Origin of the sequence: Streptomyces sp. NBC_01429 (assembly GCF_036231945.1) — a bacterium.
In the GTDB taxonomy this organism is placed as follows: domain Bacteria; phylum Actinomycetota; class Actinomycetes; order Streptomycetales; family Streptomycetaceae; genus Streptomyces.
In genome coordinates, this window is sequence record NZ_CP109599.1 from 812,049 (window position 1) to 835,920 (window position 23,872).

17 protein-coding genes are annotated in these 23,872 nt (G+C 72.0%); 12 read left to right on the forward strand and 5 right to left on the reverse strand.

What is annotated here, in order from left to right; translation table 11 throughout:
* Positions 1-27: 27 nt before the first annotated feature.
* From OG627_RS03470 to OG627_RS03480, 3 genes are all read right to left on the reverse strand, one after another.
* Positions 28-1,515, reverse strand: a complete 1,488-nt coding sequence (locus OG627_RS03470) for an SDR family NAD(P)-dependent oxidoreductase (protein WP_329061282.1) — start codon at positions 1,513-1,515, stop codon at positions 28-30.
* A 221-nt stretch (positions 1,516-1,736) separates the two neighbouring features.
* Positions 1,737-2,477, reverse strand: a complete 741-nt coding sequence (locus OG627_RS03475; RefSeq protein WP_329061284.1) for a GNAT family N-acetyltransferase — start codon at positions 2,475-2,477, stop codon at positions 1,737-1,739.
* Positions 2,478-2,667: 190 nt separating this feature from the next.
* Positions 2,668-5,253 (reverse strand): PA14 domain-containing protein, encoded by a 2,586-nt coding sequence (locus tag OG627_RS03480; RefSeq protein ID WP_329061286.1) that lies wholly within the window; start codon positions 5,251-5,253, stop codon positions 2,668-2,670.
* A 210-nt stretch (positions 5,254-5,463) separates the two neighbouring features.
* Here OG627_RS03480 and OG627_RS03485 point away from each other — a divergent pair, with 210 nt between their 5' ends.
* The 6 genes from OG627_RS03485 (at position 5,464) to OG627_RS03510 (ending at position 12,426) form a co-directional block, all read left to right on the forward strand.
* On the forward strand, positions 5,464-6,507 hold the full coding sequence (locus OG627_RS03485; RefSeq protein ID WP_329061288.1) for a LacI family DNA-binding transcriptional regulator: 1,044 nt from the start codon (positions 5,464-5,466) through the stop codon (positions 6,505-6,507).
* A gap of 161 nt (positions 6,508-6,668) precedes the next feature.
* On the forward strand, positions 6,669-7,760 hold the full coding sequence (locus tag OG627_RS03490; protein WP_329061290.1) for an ABC transporter substrate-binding protein: 1,092 nt from the start codon (positions 6,669-6,671) through the stop codon (positions 7,758-7,760).
* 22 nt (positions 7,761-7,782) lie between these two features.
* Entirely contained in the window at positions 7,783-9,312 is a 1,530-nt protein-coding gene (locus OG627_RS03495; RefSeq protein ID WP_329072323.1) for a sugar ABC transporter ATP-binding protein, read from the forward strand.
* A complete protein-coding gene (locus OG627_RS03500; protein ID WP_329061292.1) occupies positions 9,305-10,270 on the forward strand; it encodes an ABC transporter permease in 966 nt (321 codons plus the stop codon). Before OG627_RS03495 ends, OG627_RS03500 begins: the two co-directional genes overlap by 8 nt.
* A 5-nt stretch (positions 10,271-10,275) precedes the next feature.
* Positions 10,276-11,292: an ABC transporter permease gene (locus OG627_RS03505; protein WP_329072325.1), complete on the forward strand. Its 1,017-nt coding sequence runs from the start codon at positions 10,276-10,278 to the stop codon at positions 11,290-11,292.
* A gap of 177 nt (positions 11,293-11,469) precedes the next feature.
* Positions 11,470-12,426, forward strand: a complete 957-nt coding sequence (locus OG627_RS03510; protein WP_329061294.1) for a DMT family transporter — start codon at positions 11,470-11,472, stop codon at positions 12,424-12,426.
* Here the strand turns inward: OG627_RS03510 and OG627_RS03515 are convergent.
* A complete protein-coding gene (locus OG627_RS03515) occupies positions 12,307-13,632 on the reverse strand; it encodes a transglycosylase family protein (RefSeq protein ID WP_329061297.1) in 1,326 nt (441 codons plus the stop codon). The genes OG627_RS03510 and OG627_RS03515 overlap by 120 nt on opposite strands.
* A gap of 262 nt (positions 13,633-13,894) precedes the next feature.
* Between OG627_RS03515 and OG627_RS03520 the strand changes: the two genes are divergently transcribed.
* Entirely contained in the window at positions 13,895-16,423 is a 2,529-nt protein-coding gene (locus OG627_RS03520; protein WP_329061299.1) for a glycoside hydrolase family 3 C-terminal domain-containing protein, read from the forward strand.
* Between the two features lie 16 nt (positions 16,424-16,439).
* The gene (locus OG627_RS03525; protein ID WP_329061301.1) at positions 16,440-17,570 is read left to right on the forward strand and encodes a LacI family DNA-binding transcriptional regulator; all 1,131 of its coding nucleotides are present in this window, start codon (positions 16,440-16,442) and stop codon (positions 17,568-17,570) included.
* A 64-nt stretch (positions 17,571-17,634) separates the two neighbouring features.
* Here OG627_RS03525 and OG627_RS03530 read toward each other — a convergent pair whose 3' ends face one another.
* A complete protein-coding gene (locus tag OG627_RS03530) occupies positions 17,635-18,972 on the reverse strand; it encodes an ROK family transcriptional regulator (RefSeq protein ID WP_329061303.1) in 1,338 nt (445 codons plus the stop codon).
* A 156-nt stretch (positions 18,973-19,128) separates the two neighbouring features.
* Here OG627_RS03530 and OG627_RS03535 point away from each other — a divergent pair, with 156 nt between their 5' ends.
* The 4 genes from OG627_RS03535 to OG627_RS03550 are packed head-to-tail and all read left to right on the forward strand — an operon-like array spanning position 19,129 to position 23,734.
* Positions 19,129-20,439: an ABC transporter substrate-binding protein gene (locus OG627_RS03535; RefSeq protein ID WP_329061305.1), complete on the forward strand. Its 1,311-nt coding sequence runs from the start codon at positions 19,129-19,131 to the stop codon at positions 20,437-20,439.
* Between the two features lie 10 nt (positions 20,440-20,449).
* Entirely contained in the window at positions 20,450-21,457 is a 1,008-nt protein-coding gene (locus OG627_RS03540; RefSeq protein WP_329061307.1) for a carbohydrate ABC transporter permease, read from the forward strand.
* Positions 21,450-22,328, forward strand: a complete 879-nt coding sequence (locus OG627_RS03545; protein WP_329061309.1) for a carbohydrate ABC transporter permease — start codon at positions 21,450-21,452, stop codon at positions 22,326-22,328. The genes OG627_RS03540 and OG627_RS03545 overlap by 8 nt, the downstream gene beginning before the upstream one ends.
* Before the next feature lie 50 nt (positions 22,329-22,378).
* Positions 22,379-23,734: a GH1 family beta-glucosidase gene (locus OG627_RS03550; RefSeq protein WP_329061311.1), complete on the forward strand. Its 1,356-nt coding sequence runs from the start codon at positions 22,379-22,381 to the stop codon at positions 23,732-23,734.
* The last annotated feature ends 138 nt before the right edge of the window (positions 23,735-23,872 follow it).

Genomic DNA, 23,872 nt, shown 5'->3' on the forward strand with positions numbered 1-23,872 from the left:
CCGGTTGGCGGACGGCGGAGTGACGGTCTACCAGTTGGCGGGCGCGTAGTCCTTGAGGAAGCAGCCGTAGAGGTCTTCGCCGCTCTCGCCGCGCACGATCGGGTCGTACACCCGGGCCGCGCCGTCGATCAGGTCGAGCGGGGCGTGGAAGCCCTCGTCGGCCAGCCGCATCTTGTCCGGATGCGGGCGCTCGTCGGTGATCCAGCCGGTGTCGACGGCCGTCATCAGGATCCGGTCCTTCTCGAACATCTCCTGCGCGCTGGTGCGCGTGAGCATGTTCAGCGCGGCCTTCGCCATATTGGTGTGCGGATGGCCCGCGCCCTTGTAGCCCCGGCTGAAGACGCCCTCCATCGCGGAGACGTTCACCACGTAGGCCCGCCCGGCCCCGGCGGCCATCGCCGGGCGCAGCCGGCTGATGAGGATGAACGGCGCGGTGGAGTTGCACAGCTGCACTTCGAGCAGCTCGACCGCGTCGACCTCGGAGACCGTCTGGACCCAGCTGTTGGAGTCGTGCAGGTCGGGTACGAGTCCGCCGGCGTCGATCGCGGTGCCCGCCTCGATCCTGGCGAGCGTGGCGGAGCCGCCGACCAGGGCGAGGCCGGTGACGTCGGAGGCGCTCAGCGCCTCGGCGCCGGCGGCGGGCAGCACGGCCTGGGCGCCGCTGCCGAAGGCGCCGATGACGTGGGAGGCGGGCAGTTCGCCGGCGGGCAGCGGGGCGGACTCGGCGGCGAGGAGTTCGCGGTAGGCGCCCGGGGAGCGGCGCACCGTCTGCGCGGCGTTGTTGATCAGGATGTCGAGCGGGCCCTCGGCCGCGACGGAGTCGGCGAGGGCGACGACCTGCGCGGGGTCCCGCAGGTCGATGCCGACGATCTTGAGCCGGTGGATCCAGTCGGCGCTGTCCTCCATCGCCTTGAAGCGGCGGATCGCGTCACCGGGGAAGCGGGTGGTGATGGTGGTGTGGGCGCCGTCGCGCAGCAGCCGCAGCGCGATGTACATGCCGATCTTGGCCCGGCCGCCGGTGAGCAGCGCGCGGCGTCCCGTCAGATCCGTACGGGCGTCCCGGCGGGCCCGGTTCTCGGCCGCGCAGGGCCGGCAGAGCTGGTGGTAGAACGCGTCGACCTCGGTGTAGCGGGACTTGCAGATGTAGCAGGAGCGCGGGCGCCGGAGGATGCCCGCGATCTCGCCCCCGGCCGAGGAGGACGGCAGCAGTCCCTGGGTCTCGTCGTCGATGCGCTCGGCGGAGCCGGTGGCAGTGGCCTCGGTGACGGCCTTGTCGTGGGCGGTCTTGGCGGCCCTGCGGTCCTGGCGGCGGCGCTGCTTGACGGTCCGGTAGATCCCGGCGGTGGCGCGCCGGACCGCGATCGCGTCGGGGTGGTCGACGTCCAGCTTGTCGAGTTCGTCGAGCACGGCCAGGCAGACGGCCATGCGCTCGGGGTCGATGCCGGGGCCGTACGCCGGGGTCTCGCCGTGCGCCTCGGTGGCGCCGTACGCGGGGCCGTCCTCTGTCACCGTCATCGCTGTTGCCGTTCCTCGATCACTCGTGGGTCACCCGTACGCCGGAGTCCCCGTTGGGGCTTTTGTTGGCTATTGCGGCGATCCCCGCAGGTCAGGAGCATACCGACGCGCCGGGGGTCAACAAAATCCCAACATCTTATCCGGTCGGCGGGGTCCGGAGCGCCGACGGACGGCCGGGAGGGCGGGCGGACGGCGCGGCAGGCGCTCGGACGGCCCGCCGCTCAGCCCGGTACCTGGACCGCGACGAACCGGGTCGTGCGGCGCAGCGCGAATCCGAGCTTCTCGTACAGCCTGACGGCGTTCGTGTTGTCGGCGGCGGCGTGCAGGAACGGGATCTCGCCGCGCTCCCTGATGCCGTCGGCGACCGCCAGGACGAGCCGGGCCGCGAGACCCTGGCCGCGGAATTCCGGGGCGGTGCAGACGGCGCTGATCTCGGTGTGGCCGTCCGGGCGCATCCGCTCCCCCGCCATCGCGGCGAGCACGCCGTCGCGCCGGATCCCCAGATACGTGCCCATCTCGATGGTGCGCGGCAGGAACGGTCCGGGCCGGGTGCGCTCCACCAGGTCGAGGATCTCGGGCACCTCGGCCGGGCCGAGCCGTACGGCCTCGGCGTCCGGCGCGGTGGCGAGTCCGGCGTCGACGAGCTGGACGCCCTCGGCGCGGAAGGTGACCTCCCAGCCGTCCGGCACGGCGCCCAGGTATCCGGCGAGCACGATGCCTCCGCCGGGGCCCGCGAGCGCGGCGGCGTCGGCCCAGTCCGCGGCGTCGGCGTCCTCGGGCAGCGCCAGCCACGGCGAGACGTCGGGCAGGTAGCGCAGCAGCCGGCCGCGCCGCTCGGCGAGGTGCGCGTGGGCTCCGGTGAGCGCGGAGTACGCGGGCCGGTCCAGCGGGTGGGGCGCGGCGTCGGCGGAGCCCGCGGGCCGGTCCCGCGGATGCTGTACGGACTGCCGGGTACCACTCATGCGCGCTGACCTCGATCGTCGACTCTTCCGGTGACAGAGGGGAAATGCGGATCTCCGGCGCTCTATTCCCGGCGTCCGGCCACCGGGACGGATTCCCCGCTCCCGCGTCCCGGGCCGCGCCCGTCCGGGCGCGCGGGTGGCCCCGGTCCGTTGCGGGGAGGCAGGGACCGGGGCCGTTCTCGCCGCTCGGTCAGGAGGTGGCGCACTCCATCGAGGACGGGTCCGAGGCGTCGCGGATCAGTGCGTCATGGGCCGCCTTGAGCCGTTTCACGTCGGGCTTCATCACCTTGCGGTCGTAGGTGAGCAGTCCGTTCAGCTCGCCCTCCACATCGGTGATCTGGGTGTAGACCGCGCCGTTGCCGCCCCGGCAGGCGAGGGTGCGCACCTTGTCCAGCTCGGCCAGATACGCGTCGGTGTACGCGGCCTGGTCGACGCCCACATAGGTGTGCTGCACCGGCCAGGCGTGGCCCGGCACGGCGAGGCCGAGACCGCCGTACTCACCGGCGACCAGCGCCCGTCTGCCGTCGGGGGCCGGCAGTTGCGCGCTCGGATAGCCGTGGGCGTCGGCGATGTCGCCGTTGCCCCCGTCCACCGCGCCGCAGCAGTTGACGCCGCTCATGTTGTTGATGAGCCGGGTCGGGTCCCACGCCTTGGCCTGGTCGGCGACCCGGGCCTGGTCGTACTGGCCCCAGCCCTCGTTGAAGGTGACCCACATGATCACCGAGGGGCTGCTGCTGTGCTGGTCGATCATCTTCTTCATCTCGCGCTCGTACTGGGCGCGGGACTCCGTGTTCGGGGTGATCGTGTTCATCGCGGGCATGTCCTGCCACACGAGGAGCCCGAGCCGGTCCGCCCAGTAGAACCACCGGTCGGGTTCGACCTTGATGTGCTTGCGCACGGAGTTGTAGCCGAGCCTCTTGTGCTCCTTGAGGTCGAAGGCGAGCGCCTCGTCGGTCGGCGCTGTGTGCAGTCCGTCCGGCCAGAAGCCCTGGTCGAGGGTGGCCATCAGGAAGGTGGGCTTGCCGTTGAGGAGGGTGCGCGGGGTGCCGTCCACCTTCTCGACCGCGATGGAGCGCATCCCGAAGTAGCTGCCGACGGTGTCCGCCCCGGCCTTCACCTCCAGCCGGTACAGATGCGGATCGTCGGGCGACCAGAGACGGGGGTCGCGGACGGGCACGCTCAGCGCCGTACCGCTGCGGCCGGAGACCGTGGCGACCTTGCGCTTGCCGTTGTAGGCGGTGGCCGTCACCGGTATCCCGTCGCTCAGGCCGCGCACCTCGACGGCGAGCTTCTGGCCCGGCACGTCGGGGGTGAGCTTGAGGGAGCCGATGTGGTCGGCCGCGACGGGCTCCATCCAGACGGTCTGCCAGATCCCGGAGGAGGGGGTGTACCAGATGCCGCTCGGGTCGAGGCGCTGCTTGCCGATGGGCGGATTCTCGCCGTCCTTGGCGTCGGTCGGGTCGTAGACGCCGACGATCAGCTCCTGGGTGCGGCCGGGCTTCAGCGCGTCGGTGACATCGGCGCTGAACCGGTCGTAGCCGCCCTTGTGCTCGATGACCTTCCTGCCGTTGACGTAGACCTCGGCCTGCCAGTCGACGGCGTCGAAGTTGAGGTTGAGCCGCTTGCCCTTGCCGACCTGCCAGTTGGCCGGGACGGTGAAGGTACGGCGGTACCACATCCGGTCCTCGTGCCGCTCGACGCCGGAGAGCTGGGACTCCACGGGGTACGGGACGAGGATCTTCTCGCCCAGCGTCCTGCCGAACGGCGGGCTCTCGCCCTTCTTCGCCGCGGCGAACTGCCACTGCCCGTTGAGGTTCTGCCAGGCGTCTCGGGTGAGCTGCGGGCGCGGGTACTCGGGGTGGGCGTTCTTCGGGCCGACGTCCTTGGCCCAGGGGGTGGTCAGCTCGTACTCCGAGTGGTTGGGCCCGCTGCTCCAGAACGCCTCGACCCGCTTGCCCTGCTGGGAGACGAGACCGCCCGTGCCGTCGTAGCGCACATCGGCGGTGCCGCCCTTGCCGACGACGGGTTCCTTGAGTGTGACCAGCAGCCGCCGGGCGTCCTTCGGGTCCCGCTTGACGGTGCCCAGCGGCCATTCGGCGCCGCCGATGACGGCCCGCAGTCCGGCGAGGGCCCCGGCGCGCGGCGCGGCGAGCTTCTGGGCGAAGTCGAGCCGCAGGGTGCGGCCGTCCGGCAGCACGGTGGCGGCGAGGGCGCCGTCGTACGCGTAGCCGTCCGGCAGCCGGAACGCCGACTGGGGCACCGGCTGCTTGCTGCCGCCGGGCTCGGTCCAGCGCAGCCGGAGGTTGGCGCCGCCGTAGTGCTGGAAGTACTCCACCTTGATGTCGTAGGCCCGGCCCGCGGTGAGATCGACGGGCTGGGCGGTCTGTTCCTTGTCCCAGTCGTCGACCCAGTGGTCGATGGTGAGCCGGCCGTCGACCCAGAGCCGGAATCCGTTGTCGCCGATCATCGAGAAGGTGTGCGCGCCGGTGGTGGCCGGCACGATCTTCCCGGTCCAGCGGGCGTTGACATCGGTCGTGCGGCCGGTGGTGGCGCTCAGCCGGGGTTCCAGATTGCCGAAGTCGATGGTCGGGTCGAAGGCGGTGGCCTTGAGTTCGTGGAAGTCGAAGGCTCCGGGGGCCGACTGGGTGTAGTACTCGCCCTTGAGGCCGTGGGCCTCGACCGGCGGGTCCGAGGCCGAGGCCGCGGGGGCGGCGGAGAGCCCGGCGACGCCCAGCACGGCGGCGAGCAAGAGGGCCAGTTTTCTTCGGATGCGCACAAATCCTCCTTGCGATGAGAGGGTGGCGGCTCGCTGCGTCAGTCTGTACAACGTTGGAAGGAACGGCAGTTGGCATGACAGCACGCCGTTCCGCTCGATGTCCAGGGTCATGACAAGGTGCGGTTCCGTGCGCCCTGGACCCGCTGTACACCATCGCGCACCATGGCCATGAGGGCGGGCCCGCGGGTCGGCCCCGGAGGGGAAGTGTCGGTGTCCGTCAGCCTCAAGGACGTCGCGGAACGCGCGGGCGTCTCGATCAAGACCGTTTCGAACGTGGTCAACAACTACCCGCACGTCACTCCCGCGATGCGCTCCCGGGTCCAGCGGGCCATCGACGAGCTGGGCTACCGGCCCAATCTGACGGCCCGTCATTTGCGGAAGGGTCGTACCGGCATCCTGGCGCTGGCCGTCCCCGAGCTGGGCAATCCGTACTTCGCCGAGCTGGCCGGCGCGGTCATCGACGCGGCGGCCGAGCACGACTACACCGTGCTGCTCGACCACACCGGGGGCCGCCGCGAGCAGGAGGTTCTCGTCAGCCAGGGGTTCCGGGCCCGGGTCATCGACGGGCTGATCCTGAGCCCCATCGAGCTGGAGCGCGAGGATCTGCTCGCCCGGGACCACGACGCCCCGCTGGTGCTGCTCGGCGAGCGCGAGTACGACCTGCCGTACGACCACATCGCGATCGACAACGTCGCGGCGGCCAGGACGGCGGTGCGGCATCTGCTCGGTCTCGGCAGGTCGCGGATCGTCTTCCTGGGGGCGCGCACGGACCGGGTCAACGAGCCCTCCCAGCTGCGCGTGCGCGGCTGGCGGGCGGAGCTGGCGGCGGCCGGGCTGCCCGCGCCCGACTCGCTGATCGCCGCGACGGGCGGCTGGGAGCACGCGGACGGCGCGGCGGCGATGGCGGCCGTGCTGGACTCGGGCGAGCGGCCGGACGCGGTCTTCGCGTACAACGACCTGATCGCGATCGGCGCGATGCGGGTGCTCTCGGAGCGGGGGCTGCGGGTGCCGGACGATGTCGCGGTGGTCGGGTTCGACGACATCTCCGAGGGCCGCTACGGCGCGGTGACCCTGACCACCATCTCGCCGGACAAGCACACCATCGCGCGGCTCGCCGTACGGTGCGTGGTGGAACGGCTGCGCGGTGAGCCGGGTCCGGCCGCCCCCGGCGGGCCCGCCGGACCGGGCGGTGCGCGCGAACTCCGGGCGGATTTCCGGCTGGTGGAGCGGGAGAGCACGATCGGCGGGCGATGACCCCGCGCGGAGGGCTGTTATGACGCGTGGGGTTTACAGGCTCCGTACAACGATGTAAAAACCCATCGAACGATCGCAGCAGGACCATGCCGACCAGCAGACCGTACGAGCCGGACCTCCGCGTGCTTTCGCGCGGGGCCGCGCCGAGATGGGGTTCCGCCATGAAGTCTTCCGCCGTCCGCCGTTCCACCACCACAGCTGTTCTCGCCGCGAGCCTGGTCGCCTCCCTCGCGCTCGCCGGATGCGCCAAGTCCGAGTCCGACGAGGCCGGCGACTCCGCCACCGCGACCGGGAGCGGCGGCGGTCAGGTCGTCGCCACTCCCGGCGCGGGCAAGACCGCCACCTGCACCGTCGACCAGTTCGGCGGCACGAAGTCCGACCTCGCCGACGCCACCGTGGGCTTCTCCCAGTCCGAGAAGGAGGCCAACCCCTTCCGGATCGCCGAGACCGCCTCGATCAAGGCGGAGGCGAAGCGCCGGGGCGTCAAACTCCTCACGGCCAACGCCCAGTCGCAGTTCTCCAAGCAGATCAGCGATGTCCAGGACCTGATCGCCAAGGGCGCGGACCTGCTGGTGATCGCGCCGCTCAACTCGGACGGCTGGGGTCCGGTGCTGCGCGCGGCGGCGGCGAAGAAGATCCCGATCGTGACCATCGACCGGAAGATCAACGCGACCGCCTGCAAGGACTATGTGAGCTTCATCGGCTCGGATTTCATCGAGCAGGGCAGCCGCGCGGCGGATCAGATGATCGAGGCGACCGGCGGGAAGGGCAAGGTCGCCATCCTGCTCGGCGCGGCCGGGAACAATGTCACCACCGAGCGGACCAAGGGGTTCAAGGACCGGATCAAGGAGAAGGCCCCCGACCTCGACGTGGTGTTCGAGCAGACGGGCGAGTTCGCCCGGGAGAAGGGCCAGCAGGTCACCGAGCAGCTCATCCAGTCCAACCCGGACATCACCGGGATCTACGCCGAGAACGACGAGATGGGACTCGGCGCCGTCAACGCCCTCAAGAGCGCGGGCAAGAAGCCCGGCGCCGTCAAGATCGTGACGGTCGACGGCACCCGCAACGCGGTGCGCTCCATCGTGGACGGCTGGATCTCCGGGGTCATCGAGTCCAACCCGCGGTTCGGCCCCCTCGCCTTCGAGACGCTCGACACCTTCACCAAGGGCGACAAGGTCGACCAGGACATCGTCATCCAGGACAGCGCCTACACCGGCGAGAACGCCAAGGCCGATCTGGACAAGGCTTTCTGACGTGACGTCAGTGACATCCGACCTGCTGTCGGTGCGCGGACTGACCAAATCCTTCCCCGGCGCGCGGGCGCTCGACGGCGTGGACTTCGCCGTCGGGCCCGGCGAGGTCCACGCGCTGATCGGCGAGAACGGGGCGGGCAAGTCCACCCTCATCAAGCTGCTCACCGGGGTGTACCGGCCGGACCGGGGCGAGATCACCTTCCGGGGCGGGCCGGTACGGTTCGCCACCCCGCTGGAGGCGCAGCACGCCGGGATCTCCACCATCTACCAGGAGGTCAATCTCGTCCCGCTGATGTCCGTGGCCCGCAACCTCTTCCTGGGGCGCGAGCCGCGCGGCAGGCTCGGCCTGATCGACTTCGGCCGGATGCACCGCGAGGCCGCCGAGGCGCTGGGCGGGCTCGGCCTGCGGGTGGACGTACGGCGGCCGTTGCGCTCGCTCGGGGTCGGTGCCCAGCAGATGGTGGCGCTCGCGCGGGCCGTCTCGGTCGACGCGCGGGTGGTCATCATGGACGAGCCCACCTCCTCGCTCGAACCGCGCGAGGTCAGCACCCTGTTCGGTGTGATCCGGATGCTCAAGGAGCGCGGGATCGCGGTGGTCTATGTCAGCCACCGGCTCGACGAGCTGTACGAGGTCTGCGACACCGTCACCGTGCTGCGGGACGGCAAGCGGGTCCACACCGGCCCGATCGCGGATCTCGACCGGCTGCGGCTGGTCTCCCTGATGCTGGGGCGCGAGATGAGCGAGGTGCGCGGCGAAGGGCTCACGAAATTCACCGGCGCGCACGACACCGGCGGCGAACCCGTGCTCGAAGCAACAGATCTGACGGTCAGTCATCAACTGCGTGCGGTTTCGGTCCGGGTCCGTCCCGGCGAGGTGGTGGGCCTGGGCGGGCTGCTCGGCTCGGGCCGCAGCGAGACCGCGCGGGCCATCGCCGGGGCGCTGCCCACCGACTCGGGCCGGGTACTGGTGGCGGGGGCGCCGGTACGCGGCGGCTCCACGCCCGCGGCGATCAGGGCGGGTATCAGCCTGCTGCCCGAGGACCGCAAGGCCGAGGGCATCGTGCCCGGTCTGTCCGTGCGCGAGAACATCGCCCTGGCCGCGCTCCCCGGACTCTCCCGCTTCGGACTGGTGGACGACGCCCGGATCGACCGGCTGGTGGACACCTTCATGAAGCGGCTGCGGATCAAGGCGTCCGGCCCGCACCAGAAGGTCGGCGAGCTGTCCGGGGGCAACCAGCAGAAGGTGCTGCTCGCCCGCTGGCTCGCCATGCGGCCGAAGGTACTGCTCCTGGACGAGCCCACCCGGGGCATCGACGTCGGCGCCAAGGCCGAGGTTCAGGGGCTGATCGACGAACTCGCCGACGAGGGGCTCGCGGTGGTGCTGATCTCGTCCGACATGGAGGAGCTGATCGAGGGCTCCGACCGGGTCGTGGTCCTCAAGGACGGAGCGGTGGTGGCGGAGTTGAGCGGTGCCGAGGTCACCGAGGAGCGGCTGCTGCACGCGATCGCGGCGGAGCGCGCACCCGGAGCGGAGGGGGACGGGGATGAGTGAGCTGACGGCGCCCCGGCGCGTCCCCCTGGACCGCGCCCGGGTGCTGACGTTCCTTCAGGAGTACGGCGTGTACGCGGGCGTGGCCGTGCTGCTGCTCGCCAACGTCGCGTTCACCCCGCACTTCCTGTCCGCCGAGAACTTCCGTACCCAGGCCGTGCAGGTCGCGCCGGTGCTGATCGTGGCGCTCGGGATGGCGCTGGCCATCGGCAGCGAGGGCGTCGATCTGTCCGTCGGCTCGGTGATGGCGCTCTCCACGTCCCTGCTCTCGCTCTATCTCGGCTACGGGCCGTGGATCGCGCTGATCGTGGCCGTGCTCGGCGGGGCGGTGATCGGTCTCGCCAACGGCTCGCTGATCGCCTTCATCGGGGTGCAGCCCATCGTGGCGACCCTCGCGCTGATGGTCGCGGGGCGCGGCATCGCGCTGGTGCTGCTGCCGCAGCTGAAGGACGTACGGGACCCGGGCCTGGCCGCGCTCGGCTCCGGCGATCTGTTCGGTGTCCCGTATCTGGTACTGATCGCGGCCGCGCTGGCGCTGGCGGTCGGTTTCACCGTACGGCGCACCACCTTCGGCCGGCAGCTCCTGGCGATCGGGGACAGCCGGCCGGCCGCGCGGCTGGCGGGTCTGCCGGTGCGCCGGGTGCTGATCCTCGTCTACGTCTGCTCGGGCGTGCTCGCGGCGATCGCGGGCGTGCTGGCCACCGCCCGGCTCCAGGCGAGCGACCCGACCTCGCTGGGCACCCTGATGGAGCTGTCGGCGATCACCGCGGTGGTGGTCGGCGGCACGCCCCTGACCGGCGGCCGGATCCGGATCGGCGGCACCGTGGCGGGCGCCGTACTGATCCAGTTGCTGACCGCCACACTCATCAAGCACGATCTGCCGCCGTCCTGGACGCAGATCGCCCAGGCCGTGGTGATCGTGCTCGCGGTGTACGCGGCGCGGGAACGGGGGAAGCGGTGACCGCTGTGCGGACCACGACGACCGAGAGCGCGCCCGCGCCGGCGCGCGCGGAGCCGCTCGGCGCGAGCCGGGGCGAACGGTTCAGCGCGCTCGCCCAACAACACGGCGCGCTCGTCACGCTCGTGCTGGTGGCGCTCGCCGCCTCCATCGGCTTCGACACCTTTCTGACCGGCGACAACCTGGAGAACATGGCGGTCTCCTCGGCCTTCCTCGCCGTGGTCGCCCTCGGCATGACCTTCGTGATCATCACCGGCGGCATCGACCTCTCCGTGGGGTCGCTGTTCGCGCTCGGCGGGGTGCTCGCGGCCTGGGGATCGCAGTACGGAACCGTGGTCGCGCTGCTGCTCCCGCTCGCGGTCTGCGGACTGATCGGCATGGTCAACGGCCTGCTGATCGCGCGGGCCCGGCTCGCGCCGTTCATCGTGACCCTCGCCGCGATGCTGCTGGCGCGGGGGGTGCTGCTGTCGGTCACCGACGAGGGCTCGACGACCTATCTGGTCGACGACACCTCGTTCTTCGCGCGGCTGGGCCAGGACACCCTGCTCGGCATCGGCGTGCCGGTGTGGATCACGGTGGCCCTCTTCGTGCTGGGCGCGCTGGCGCTGCGCCGCAGCCGCTTCGGGCAGTACGTGTACGCGGTCGGCGGCAACGAGGACGCCGCGGCCCTCATGGGCGCCCCGGTGGCCCGTACGAAGATCGCCGTCTACACGCTCTCCGGGCTCTGCGCGGGGCTCGCCGGAGCGCTCAACGCGGCCTGGCTGGTCTCCGGGGTGACCATTCTCGGCACCGGTATGGAGCTGGAGGCGATCTCCGCCGTGGTCATCGGCGGCACCCTGCTGACCGGCGGCTTCGGGTTCATCAGCGGGTCGCTGGTGGGGGTGCTGCTGCTGAAGGTCATCCAGAACGTCATCAACCAGATCGGTTCGCTGGACTCCGCGTACCAGCAGGTCGTCAGCGGCGCGTTCCTCGCGGTGGTGGTGATCGCGCAGACCTGGCTGGGGCGGCGGCGCCGGATGCTCTGACCACGGGCCGGGACGCCCGGGCAGGCGTCTCGGCCCGGCTCGCCGTTACCGACGTTGACCTGGGTCGATACCGTCTGCGGGTGGACATCGGCGGTGCGCCCTACAACTGGAGCAGTACACCGGATTGCCAACTACAGGACGACGACGAAACTCCCCGTCCGGGAGATCGTGGACGGCATGAGTGCTCTGGCCCTGTCCGTCCTGCTGTCCCTGGTCTCCGCGATCGTCTACGCGTCCGGGGCCATTCTCCAGGAACGGGTCGCGACAGCCACTCCCGACCGGCCCTACGCACCCCTGCACCACGGGGTGTGGTGGGCCGCCGTGGCCCTGAACGGGCTGGGGGCGGTGCTCCATGTCGCGGCGCTGGCGTTCGGGCCGCTCAGTCTGGTGCAGCCGCTCGGCGCGCTCACCATCGTCTTCGCGCTGCCCCTGGCGGCGCTGTTCGTGGGCAGGGGTGCCGGGCGCACCGCGTGGCGCGGCGCGATCATGACGACGGCGGGGCTGGCGGGGCTGCTCGCGCTGACGGGCTCCACCGACGCCCACTCGCTGGACGGCCTGGAGCGGGTGATTCTGACGGCGGCCACTTTCGCCGGGGTGGGGCTGCTCTTCCTGACCGCGCAGCTCGTGCACCGGCCCGCCGTGCGGAGTCTGCTGCTGGCCGGGTCCGCCGGGGTGGCGTTCGGTATCGGCTCGGTCTTCACCAAGACCGTCGCCGTGGACTGGACTTCGCGCGGGGCGACCGTACAGGTACCCAGCATGCTGGTCATCGCCGCCCTCGCGGCGCTCGGGCTGCTGCTCTCGCAGGCGTCCTACCGGGGCGCGGGGCTGGCCGCGCCCCTGGCGGCGGTCACCGTCGTCAACCCGGTGGTCGCCGCGGCGGTGGGCATCACCCTCTTCGGCGAGGGGTTCCGGTACGGGCTGCTCGGCACGCTGCTGGCGCTCGGCGCGGGCGTCCTGACGGCGGGCGGGCTGATCCTGCTCACCTCCGGGCCCCGGCCGGAGCGCGCCGGGTACTCAGAGGCGCACTCCGCCGGCCCGCAGGTAGGCGAGGGGGTCGATGTCGGATCCGTAACCGGGCCCCGTACGCATCTCGAAGTGGAGATGCGGTCCCGTGCTGTTGCCGGTGGTTCCTGACCGCGCGATCCGCTGGCCGCCGCCGACCGTCTGGCCCTCGCGCACGTTGAGGGCGGAGAGGTGCGCGTACTGGCTGTACTTGCCGTCCGCGTGCCGGATGACGACCTGGTAGCCGTACGCCCCCGCCCAGCCCGCCGAGACGACCGTGCCGGGGCCGACTGCCTTGACGGAGGTGCCGGTGGGCACGGGGAAGTCGACACCGGTGTGGTAGCCGCTGGCCCAGGAGCCGGCCTGGCGGTACTGGGTGCCGGTGGAGGCGGCGACCGGGGCGGTGAGCGTACTGGTCTTCTTCGCGCCGGACTTGGTACCGGTCTCGGTGCGGGCCGGTGCCTTGGCCTGCTGCTTGTGCTCGGTCTTCGCCTCGGTCCTGGGCTTCTCGGCCTGCTTCGACTTCGCGGTCGCCTCGGGCTTCGCCGTCTGCTTCGGCTTCTCGGCCGTCTTCGGCTTCGCGGACTGCTTCTGCGGGGCTGGGGCGCTGCCCTTCACCGGGGTCTGGACCCGCAGGACGAGCTTCTGGCCGGGGAAGATCAGGTCGGGATCGGATCCGATGAGCCGGCGGTTCTCCTCGTACAGCCGCTGCCAGCCGCCCTTGACGGACTCCTCGACGGCGATCCCGGAGAGCGAGTCGCCGCGCGCCACGGTGTAACCCTCGCGCTTGGTCGGTACGGAGGTGGGCGACGCGGCCTTCCGCGTGCTCGTCCCGGTTTTCGCGGGGCTCGCGTCCGGCTCGCTCTTGACCTCGATCGGCCCGCTGCGCGCCCGGGTCTCGGCGCTGGGCGTGTTCCCGGTGGAACGGTCGCTCCCGGTCGTGATGTCGGGCGCCTCGCCGCCACGGGTCAGTCCGGCCCGGACCGAGCAGACGGGCCAGGCTCCGGCGCCCTGCCCCTTGAGGACCTTCTCCGCGATCGCGATCTGCTGGTCCTTGGTGGCGAGATCGGCGCGCGCGGCGAACCGTGCGCCGCCGTACGCCTCCCAGGTGGACTGGGTGAACTGGAGACCGCCGAAATAGCCGTTGGCGGTATTGATCTGCCAGTTGCTGGTCGACTCGCAGGCAGCGACCTTCTCCCAGGTGTCCACCGAAGCGCCGTGCGCCGCGCCCGCCGCGATGAGCGGCAGCGCCATTCCCGCGCCGCCCGCCGTGACGGTCAGCGACGCGCGGTTGATTCGGCTCGGCTGGTATCGGCGGTGCCGACCGGTTGCGGCCATGGCTTGGTTCCCCCACTGGCTGTAGGACTCGTCGCGAGCGGCCAACGTAAGGGCTGAGTAAGGACCGTGACAAGACCTCACCCCTTCACCCGCCGCACGCGGGCCGTCGGCCGTCCCTCAGCGTCCCACTCCGGGGCCCGATGTGTCCGCGGGAGCCGGAAATTGCCGCCATTGACACGGGGACGCCGTCCGGCAACCCTTTTGACGCCGGGGAGAGCGCTCTCCCACATACGTTCGCACGACGTACGCGGAGGGAGCAGCCATGGGGGCGGAGCTGACCGGGGCCGAGATCGGCCGTCTGCTGGAGAAGCTGGACATCCGGCAGAAGGTGCGGCTGCTCACCGGCGCGGACACCTGGCGCACCTACGCGGAACCGGCCGCCGGACTGCGCGCCCTCACCTTCTCCGACGGGCCCGCCGGGGTGCGCGGGACGGCCTGGGACGAACGCGACACCGCGCTCGTGCTGCCCTCCCCCACGGCGCTCGCGGCGTCCTGGGACGAGGAACTGGTCCACGAGGCGGGCGGGTTGCTCGCCGCCGAGGCCCGGCGCAAGGGCGTCGACGTGCTGCTCGCGCCGACCCTCAATCTGCACCGGTCGCCGCTGGGCGGCCGCCACTTCGAATGCTTCTCCGAGGACCCGCTGCTGACCGGGCGTACGGGCGCGGCCCTGATCCGGGGCATCCAGGCGGGCGGGGTCGCGGCGACCGCGAAGCACTTCGTCGCCAATGACGCGGAGACCGACCGGCTGACGGTCGACGTGCGGGTGGACGAGCGGACGCTGCGCGAGGTCTATCTCGCCCCCTTCGAGGCGGCGGTCGGGGCGGGGGTACGGGTGGTGATGTCCGCGTACAACCGCGTCAACGGCCGCACCATGAGCGCGGGGCCGCTGCTGGAGCGGCCGTTGAAGGACGAGTGGGGCTTCGAGGGTCCGGTCGTCTCCGACTGGGGCGCGGTCCGCTCGCTGCTCGACACCGCGCGGTCCGGGCAGGATCTGGCGATGCCGGGCCCGGCGAGCCCCTGGGCGGACGGACTGTGCGCCGCCGTGGAGGCGGGCGCCGTGCCGGTGGAGGTGATCGACGAGAAGGTACGGCGGCTGCTGCGGCTGGCCGCGTGGGCGGGCGCGTGGGAAGATCCGCCCGAGGTGGCGATCGGCGGAACGTCATGGGCTGCCGCGGCCAAGGGAACTGACGGACCATCAGGAAGCGACGCGCGGCAGCGGGAGCGCGGACTGCTGCGCCGGGCCGTCGCCGCCGGGACGGTCCTGCTGCGCAACGAGGGCTCCCTGCTGCCGCTCGACCCGGCCCGGCTGCGCTCGGTCGCGGTGATCGGCCCGCACGCGACGGACGTACGGATCCAGGGCGGCGGCAGCGCCGAGGTGTTCCCCGCCTCCCTGGTCACGCCGCTGGAGGGCATCACGGCCGCACTGGCCGGGACCGCGCGGGTGGTGCACGCCCCCGGGCTGCCGTCGAGCACCCTGCCCCGGCCGCTGGACCGGGCGGACACCCGCGATCCGCGCGGCGGCGAACCGGGCGTGCTGGTGCGGCTGCTGGACGCGGCCGGGGCCGAACTCCACGCCGAGCACCGGCTGTCGGGGCGGATCGTGGAGCCCGCCGAGGTGCCGGGGGCGCACACCGTGGAGATCCGGGCGCTGTTCCGGCCCGACCGGGACGGCACCTGGACGCTGGCGGTCGCCGGCTGGGGTCCGCTCTCCCTGTCGGTCGCGGGCCGGACCGTGCTGACCGGCACCTTCCCGGTGGACTCCGACGATCCGACCCGGGTCCATGTCGACCCGCCCTACCGCCGCGTCCGGGCGCCGCTGACCGGGGGCCGGGAGGTGGAGCTGGTCGTCAGGCGCGGGCTCGGCGCCGGTACGGGGGTCGCCACCGTGCTGGCCGCCGCCCCGCCGCCGGGCGACGCGGTGGCGGAGCACGAGCGGGCGGTCGCCGTGGCCCGGGACGCGGAGGTCGCTGTGGTGGTCGTGGGGGCGACCCGGGAGAGCGAGTCCGAGGGCCGCGACCGGGACACGCTCGCGCTGCCCGAGGGTCAGGACGCGCTGGTGCGGGCGGTCGCCGGGGCCAATCCGCGCACGGTGGTGGTGCTGAACACGGGCGGCCCCGTCACCCTCCCCTGGCGCCACGAGGCCCGCGCGCTGCTGCTCGCTTGGTTCCCCGGGCAGGAGGCCGGGGCCGGGCTGGCCGATGTGCTGTTCGGGCGCGCGGAGCCGGGCGGCCGGCTGCCCACGACCTGGGCGGCCGCCGAGGACGACGCCCCCGTCCTGCGCACCCGCCCGGAGGGCGGCGTACTCCCTTACGCCGAGGGCCCGTTCATCGGCTACCGGGCCTGGCTGCGCGCGGGCGCCGTCCCCGCGTACTGGTTCGGCCACGGCCTCGGGTACACGACCTGGGCGTACGAGTCGATGGAGGTGCCCGCCGAGGTGGGCGCGGGCGAGCCGTTCGAGGTGCGGGCCGTGCTGCGCAACACGGGCGCGCGCCGGGGGCGCGAGGTCGTCCAGCTCTATCTGGCCGGGCCCGAGCCGGACGGCGGGCCACCGGTGCCCCGGCTCGTCGGGCACACGGCGGTGACCTCGGACCCCGGCGAGCGGGCCGTCGCGGTGGTACGGGTGGACGGCCGGGCGGCGGCCCGCTGGTCGACGCGGGAGCACCGCTGGGTGACGGAGCCGGGCGAGGTGACCCTGCTCTGCGGGCGGTCGGCCGGTGACCTGCCGCTCCGCGCGGTGACGGCCCTGTCCCCGGCGGCGCGGGAAACGCCCCCGGAGAGCGCTCTCCATTAATGCTATAAAGGGGACCATGACGGAAGATCTGCGACCGGCGGGCGCACCCACCCTGGAGGATGTGGCGCGGGCCGCCGGTGTCTCCCGGGCCACGGTCTCGCGGGTCGTCAACGGGGTCCGCAATGTCGACCCGGTGATCCAGGAGTCGGTCCGGCGGGCGGTGGCCGCCACCGGGTACGCGCCCAACCGCGCGGCCCGTTCGCTGGTCACCCGCAGGACCGACGCCATAGCGCTGGTGGTCTCGGGCGCCGGGGACGACCCGGACCCGGCCCGCGAGGACCGGCCCGCGCCGGATCCGGCGCCCGGCAACGACGGCGACACGGACGGCGCCGGGGGCGAGGACGGCAGCGGCTCCTTCACCGCGCGGGTCTTCGCCGACCCGTTCTTCGGCCGGGTGGTCACCGGGGTCGTCAGCCATCTGCGGCCGCGCGGGATGTATCCGGTCCTGATGTTCGCCGAGACCTCGCGCGCCCGCGAGGAGGTCCTCGCGTATCTGCGTCAGGGCAGCGCCGACGGCGCGCTGGTGGTCTCGACGCACGCCGAGGATCCGCTGCCCGCCCTGATCACGGAGGCGGGACTGCCCGCCGTGCTCTACGCGCGCCCCGCCCGGCCCACCCGGATCAGCTACGTGGATCTCGCCCACCGCGACGGCGCGCGCCTGGCCGCCGAGCATCTGCTCGCGCGCGGCTGCCGCCGGGTCGCCACGATCACCGGACCGCTGGACGTGCCCGCCGGGCAGGAGCGGCTGGCGGGCTTCCGCGACACGATGGCGGACGGGGGGCATCCGTACATCCCCGTCGCCGAGGGCCGGTTCACCCAGGAGAGCGGCGAGGCGGCGATGGCGCGGCTGCTGGCCGAACACCCCGATCTGGACGCGGTGTTCGCGGCCAACGACCTGATGGCGGTGGGCGCCTGCCATGTGCTGCGGGAGCACGGGAGGCGGGTGCCCGAGGACGTCGCCGTGATCGGGTTCGACGACAGCAGCGCGGCCCTCTCCTGCCGCCCGCCGCTCACCACGGTGCGCCAGCCGGTGGAGGAGATGGCGGCGCGGATGGCGCGGCTGCTGCTGGAGCGGCTCGCCGGGTCCGACCGGGCCGTCACCTCGGTGATCTTCGAGCCGTCGCTGGTGGTACGCGGCTCGGCCTGACCGCTACCGGCCGCCACGACCCGGCCGCCACGACCCGACCGCCACTGCCTGGCGCCCCGTCACCTCAGGGGCTCTCCGCCGCCGTCGCCGGCGCGCGCTGCCAGCGCCGGGGCGCGCTCACCCCGCCGGGCTCCGGTTCGCCCGCGGGCCCGGCCGGCCGCGGCCTGCTGCCGCCGCGCTCCAGGAACCCGGCGAGCGGCAGCGTGGCCGCCCCCACCGTGACCGCGTCGGGTCCGAGCCGGCCCAGTTCGATCGTGGTACGGGCCAGGGCGGGCGCGAGGGCGTACGCCCGCGCGTGGCGGCGGATCTCCGGCAGCAGCCGAGGGCCGATCAGCAGCCCCGCCCAGCCGCCGAGGAGCACACGCTCCGGCAGGAAGAGATTGATCAGATCGCCCAGGGCCGCGCCCAGGCACTCGGCCGTGTCCGCCAGCAGGGAGACCGCGACCGGGTCGGGCTCGGGCCCCTCCGGTCCCGGGAAGGCCGCGGCGAGCAGGGCGGCGAGCGCCGTCTCGTCGTCCGCGTCGTCCGGGAGCGGTCCGCCCGCCTCGTGCCAGCGCTCGCGCATCGCCTCCGCGCCCGCGTACGCCTCCAGACAGCCGATGGAACCGCAGCGGCAGCGCCGGCCCCCCATCCGTACCGTGGTGTGGCCCCATTCGAGGGCGCTGCCCCGGCCGCTCTCCTCGATCAGGGCGCCGCCGTGCACGACGCTCGCGCCGATCCCCGAGCCGATGAGCGCGATGGCGGCGGTACCGGTCCCCCGGCCGCCGCCGAACCACATCTCGGCCTGCCCCAGGGTCTTGGCGCCGTTGTCGATGAACAGCGGCACCTCGGAGGGCACGTCGAGGGCCGAGCGCAGCAGCGCCTCGAAGGGGACCGCGTCCCAGCCGATGGTCGGCCCGTGGACCACGTCGCCGTCCGGGCCGCCGCGTTCGATGATCCCGGGGACCCCGATCCCGATACCGAGAAGCCGCTCCGGGTCGGCCTGCGCGTCGCGCAGCACATCGGCGACGCCGGTGCGCACGTGTTCCACGACGCGGTCGACGTCGTACCCGTGCTGGGCCAGCAGCCGGTCGGTGCGGGCGAGTTCGGTGAGGGTGAGGTCGAACAGCTCGACCCGCACCCGGGTCTCCCCGATGTCGATGCCGATCAGCAGCCCGCCGCCCGGGGCGACCCGCAGCAGGGTACGCGGACGGCCGCCGTCCGAGTCGACCACCCCGGCCTCCTCCAGGAGGCCCTCGGCGACGAGTTCGGCGACGACGTTGCTGATGGACCCGGAACTCAGCCCGGTGGCCGGGCCCAGCTCCTGGCGGCTCAGCGGACCGTCGAAATACAACCGTTGCACAATCCGTGCCCGGTTGCCCCGGCGCAGGTCACGCACTGTCCGTCTGTCACGCTCCGCCATGGTGCTCCTTCCCTCGACGCAACATACCCCGGTCGCAAGCCTTGACGCGACCTTCCCTCACCTCTTAAATCACGGCATAAATTAAGTCTTGGAGGCCGTTGGTCCGAGGTTGGTTCCTCTCGTGAACACGGCCATCCCCAAAGAGGGGCCACGCACATGCGCAGAGTCAGAGCCGCGGCAGCCGTCACCGTCCTCGGCGTCCTCGCCACCGTCACCGGATGCGGCGGCGGTTCGTCGTCCGGCGGCGGCAGCAACGAGGCGCCCAAGACCCTCACCTACTGGGCGTCCAACCAGGGCCCCAGCATCGAGGCCGACAAGAAGATACTCACCCCCGAACTCAAGAAGTTCGAGAAGGAGACGGGCATCGCGGTCAAGCTCGAAGTCGTCCCGTGGGCGGATCTGCTCAACCGGATCCTGGCCGCCACCACCTCGGGTCAGGGCCCCGACGTGCTGAACATCGGGAACACCTGGTCGGCCTCGCTCCAGGCGACCGGCGCGCTGCTGCCGTGGGACAAGAAGAACTTCGACGCGATCGGCGGCCGGGACAGGTTCGTCGACTCGGCGGTCGGCTCCACGGGCGCGGCGGACCAGGACCCCGCGGCCGTACCGCTGTACTCGCTGGCCTACGCGCTCTACTACAACAAGAAGATGTTCGCCGACGCGGGCATCAGCACGCCCCCGGCCACCTGGGACGAGTTGGTCGAGGACGGCAGGAAGCTCTCCGGGGACGGCACGTGGGCGCTGGGCGCCGAGGGCGCCAACCTCTCCAACAACATCCACCAGGTGTTCGTCCTCGCCAAGCAGCACGGCGCCGACTTCTTCGACGCGGCGGGCAAGCCGACCTTCACCTCGGACGGCGCGGTCGCCGCCGTGAAGCAGTACGTGGACTTCATGGCCAAGGACAAGATCATCGCGCCGGGCAACGCGGAGTACGCCCAGAACCAGTCCCTCCAGGACTTCTCCAAGGGCAGGACCGCGATGGTGCTGTGGCAGGCCGCCGCCTCCACCTTCGCCTCGCAGGGCATGAAGCCCGCGGACTGGGGCGTCGCCCCCGTACCGGTGCCGGCCGGTGCCCCGGGCGCGGACAAGAGCACCAACTCCATGGTCGCCGGGATCAACATGGCGGTCTTCAAGAACACCAAGAACATCGACGGCGCGAAGAAGTTCGTCAAGTTCATGACGAGCGACGCGGAACAGATTCTCCTCAACAAGACCTACGGCGCGATTCCGCCGGTGAAGGCGGCCCAGGAGGACGAGGCGTTCTCCGCGCCGGAGCTGAAGGTCCTGCGCGACACGCTCGCGACCAGCGCCGCGCCGCTGCCGCAGGTGGCGTCCGAGTCGCAGTTCGAGACGACGGTCGGCACGGCCGTCAAGGAGCTGTGGGCCGACGCCGCCGCCGGCCGGCCGGTCACCACCGAGTCGGTCAGGGCCCGCCTGACCAAGGCCCAGCAGCAGATGCAGAGTTGAGGCCCCGACCATGACCGCCACCGTGACGGCCGGCCCTACGGACCGGGCCGAGGGCGGGCAGGGACCGGACGGCGGGGACAAGCGCCGGAGGCTGCCGCGCGTCCCCGACCGTGTCCGCCGCGCCGGTCTGCCCTATCTGCTGCTCCTGCCGGCCGTGCTGCTCGAACTGCTCGTCCATCTGATCCCGATGATCATCGGGATCGTGATGAGCTTCCGTCAGCTCACCCAGTTCTACATCCGCAACTGGGGCGAGGCGCCGTGGACGGGCCTGGAGAACTACCGCGTCGCCGTCGACTTCGACGCTCCGATCGGCCAGGCCCTGCTCCACTCCTTCCTCGTCACCTGTGTGTTCAGCCTGTGCGCCGTCGGTCTGTGCTGGCTGTTCGGCGTGACCGCCGCGATCCTGCTCCAGGAGGGCTTCCGGGGCCGGGGCATCCTGCGGGCCGTCTTCCTCGTCCCGTACGCCCTGCCGGTGTACGCGGCCGTCATCACCTGGGCCTTCATGTTCCAGCGGGACAACGGGCTGGTCAACCACGTCCTGCACGACCAGCTCGGCCTGACCGGCCAGCCGTCCTTCTGGCTGATCGGCGACAACAGCTTCTACGCGCTGATCGTCGTCGCCGTCTGGAAGTCCTGGCCGTTCGCCTTCCTCATCGTGATGGCGGGCCTCCAGAACATCCCCCGCGAGCTGTACGAGGCCGCGTCGATCGACGGCGCGGGGATCTGGCAGCAGATCCGCCGGATCACCCTGCCGTCGCTGCGTCCGGTCAACCAGGTGCTGGTGCTCGTCCTGTTCCTCTGGACGTTCAACGACTTCAACACGCCCTACGTGCTGTTCGGCAAGTCGGCGCCGGAAGCGGCCGATCTGATCTCGATCCATATCTACCAGTCGTCGTTCGTCACCTGGAACTTCGGCTCGGGCTCCGCGATGTCCGTGCTCCTGCTGCTCTTCCTGCTGCTGGTCACAGCCGTCTATCTGCTGCTCACCACCCGTGGGAGGAAGGGCTCCGATGTCTAGCACCCCGCGCCGGGGCGGGCCGCGCTCCCCGCTCGCGCCGCCGGCGTCCTTCCTGTGGACCCGGCGCGTCGTCCTCACGTTCCTGACGGTCTTCGCGCTGCTGCCCGTCTACGTGATGATCAGCAGCTCGCTCAAGCCGCTCCAGGACGTCTCGGGGAAGTTCCAGTGGATCCCCACCGATCTCACGATCCGCCCCTACTTCGACATCTGGGACACCGTCCCGCTGGCCCGCTACTTCGTGAACTCGCTGATCGTGGCGGGGTCGGCGACGGTGCTCTCGGTGGTGATCGCGGTGTTCTCCGCGTACGCGGTCAGCCGCTACCGGTTCCGGGGCAAGCGGGTCTTCACCGTCACCGTGCTCTCCACCCAGATGTTCCCCGGCATCCTCTTCCTGCTGCCGCTCTTCCTGATCTTCGTGAACATCGGGAACACCACGGGAATCGCCCTGTACGGGTCGCGCGGCGGCCTGATCCTCACCTATCTGACGTTCTCGCTGCCCTTCTCCATCTGGATGCTGATCGGCTACTTCGACTCCATCCCGAGGGATCTGGACGAGGCCGCCATGGTGGACGGCTGCGGCGCGTTCGGCGCGCTCTTCCGGGTGGTGGTGCCGGCCGCGACCCCCGGCATCGTCGCGGTCTGCGTCTACGCGTTCATGACGGCCTGGGGCGAGGTGCTCTTCGCCTCCGTCATGACCAACGACGCCACCCGCACCCTGGCCGTCGGGCTCCAGGGCTACGCCACCCAGAACGACGTGTACTGGAACCAGGTCATGGCCGCCTCGCTGGTCGTCAGCGTGCCGGTGGTCGCCGGGTTCCTGCTCCTCCAGCGCTATCTCGTCGCCGGTCTGACCGCCGGCGCCGTCAAGTGACCCCCCGGCGCCCGGCCGACCCCCGGGTGCCCCCTGCGGAAAGGCAGTACGTGAACGACCTCAACGCCCTCCCGGCCGACTTCACCTGGGGCGTCGCCACCGCCGCGTACCAGATCGAGGGCGCGGTGGCCGAGGACGGCCGCACCCCCTCCATCTGGGACACCTTCTCCCACACGCCCGGCGCGGTCGACAACGGTGACACCGGCGACGTCGCCTGCGACCACTACCACCGGGTGCCCGAGGACATCGCGCTGATGCGGCGGCTCGGCGTCGGCGCCTACCGCTTCTCCCTCGCCTGGCCGAGGATCGTGCCGGGCGGCGACGGGCCGGTGAACAAGGCGGGGCTCGACTTCTACGACCGGCTGGTGGACGGGTTGCTGGAGGCGGGGATCACCCCGTTCGCGACCCTCTACCACTGGGACCTGCCGCAGGTCCTCCAGGACCGGGGCGGCTGGCCGGTCCGGGAGACCGCCGAGCACTTCGCCGCGTACGCCTCCGTCGTCGCCGGGCGCCTGGGCGACCGGGTGAAGGACTGGGCGACCCTCAACGAGCCGCTCTGCTCGTCGTGGATCGGCCATCTCGAAGGCCGGATGGCGCCGGGGCTGACCGATCTCACGGCCGCCGTGCGCGCCTCCTACCATCTGCACCTCGGACACGGCCTGGCCGTCCAGGCGATCCGCGCCGCCTCCGCCGACGCCCGGATCGGCATCGTCAACAACCTCAGCCCGATCGAGCCCGCCACCGACAGCGAGGCGGACCGCGCCGCCGCCGTGCGGGCCGACGGCCACACCAACCGCTGGTGGCTGGACCCGATCCACGGCCGCGGCTATCCGGCGGACATGCGGGAGCTGTACGGGGTGGAGCTGCCCGAGCGCCCCGGCGACCTGGAGACCATCGCGGCGCCGCTGGACTGGCTGGGGCTGAACTACTACTTCCGCCAGATCGTCCGGGACGATCCGACCGGCCCCGTACCGTACGCACGACAGGTCGAGGTGGCCGACGCCCGCACCACGCACATGGGGTGGGAGGTGCACGCGGACGGCCTGGAGCAGCTGCTCGGCCGGCTGACCGGGGAGTACGGCGCGCGGCGCCTCTACGTCACGGAGAACGGCGCGGCCTTCCCCGACACGGTACGGGCGGACGGCACGGTCGACGACCCGGAGCGGACCCGCTATCTGGAGGAGCATCTGGCGGCCTGCGCGCGGGCGGTGGAGAAGGGCGCGCCGCTGGCCGGGTACTTCGCCTGGTCGCTGATGGACAACTTCGAGTGGGCGTACGGCTACGACAAGCGGTTCGGTCTGGTGCATGTCGACTACGGGACGCAGCGCCGGACGGTCAAGGGCAGCGGCCACCGGTACGCGGAGATCATCCGGGCGGCCTCCGGGCGCGGCCGTCGCGCCGCGTGACACCGCCAGGCCCGGACTCCATACCGGCACCCGCTCGTGAAACGGCCGGAGCCACCGCCCTGTCGGTGAAGGGCGGTGGCTCCGGCCACTGCGGGGAGGTGGTTTCGGTGCGTGCTCCGGGCTCTCGTCGGGGCCCGG

Bases quoted from the DNA above. Each gene is read 5' to 3' on its own strand.
- OG627_RS03530 (WP_329061303.1), bottom strand. From the start codon at position 18,972: ATGGCGGAGCGTGACAGACGGACAGTGCGTGACCTGCGCCGGGGCAAC.
- OG627_RS03535 (WP_329061305.1), top strand. From the start codon at position 19,129: ATGCGCAGAGTCAGAGCCGCGGCAGCCGTCACCGTCCTCGGCGTCCTC.
- OG627_RS03470 (WP_329061282.1), bottom strand. From the start codon at position 1,515: ATGACGGTGACAGAGGACGGCCCCGCGTACGGCGCCACCGAGGCGCAC.
- OG627_RS03510 (WP_329061294.1), top strand. From the start codon at position 11,470: ATGAGTGCTCTGGCCCTGTCCGTCCTGCTGTCCCTGGTCTCCGCGATC.
- OG627_RS03545 (WP_329061309.1), top strand. From the start codon at position 21,450: ATGTCTAGCACCCCGCGCCGGGGCGGGCCGCGCTCCCCGCTCGCGCCG.
- OG627_RS03475 (WP_329061284.1), bottom strand. From the start codon at position 2,477: ATGAGTGGTACCCGGCAGTCCGTACAGCATCCGCGGGACCGGCCCGCG.
- OG627_RS03520 (WP_329061299.1), top strand. From the start codon at position 13,895: ATGGGGGCGGAGCTGACCGGGGCCGAGATCGGCCGTCTGCTGGAGAAG.
- OG627_RS03515 (WP_329061297.1), bottom strand. From the start codon at position 13,632: ATGGCCGCAACCGGTCGGCACCGCCGATACCAGCCGAGCCGAATCAAC.
- OG627_RS03490 (WP_329061290.1), top strand. From the start codon at position 6,669: ATGAAGTCTTCCGCCGTCCGCCGTTCCACCACCACAGCTGTTCTCGCC.
- OG627_RS03540 (WP_329061307.1), top strand. From the start codon at position 20,450: ATGACCGCCACCGTGACGGCCGGCCCTACGGACCGGGCCGAGGGCGGG.
- OG627_RS03500 (WP_329061292.1), top strand. From the start codon at position 9,305: ATGAGTGAGCTGACGGCGCCCCGGCGCGTCCCCCTGGACCGCGCCCGG.
- OG627_RS03525 (WP_329061301.1), top strand. From the start codon at position 16,440: ATGACGGAAGATCTGCGACCGGCGGGCGCACCCACCCTGGAGGATGTG.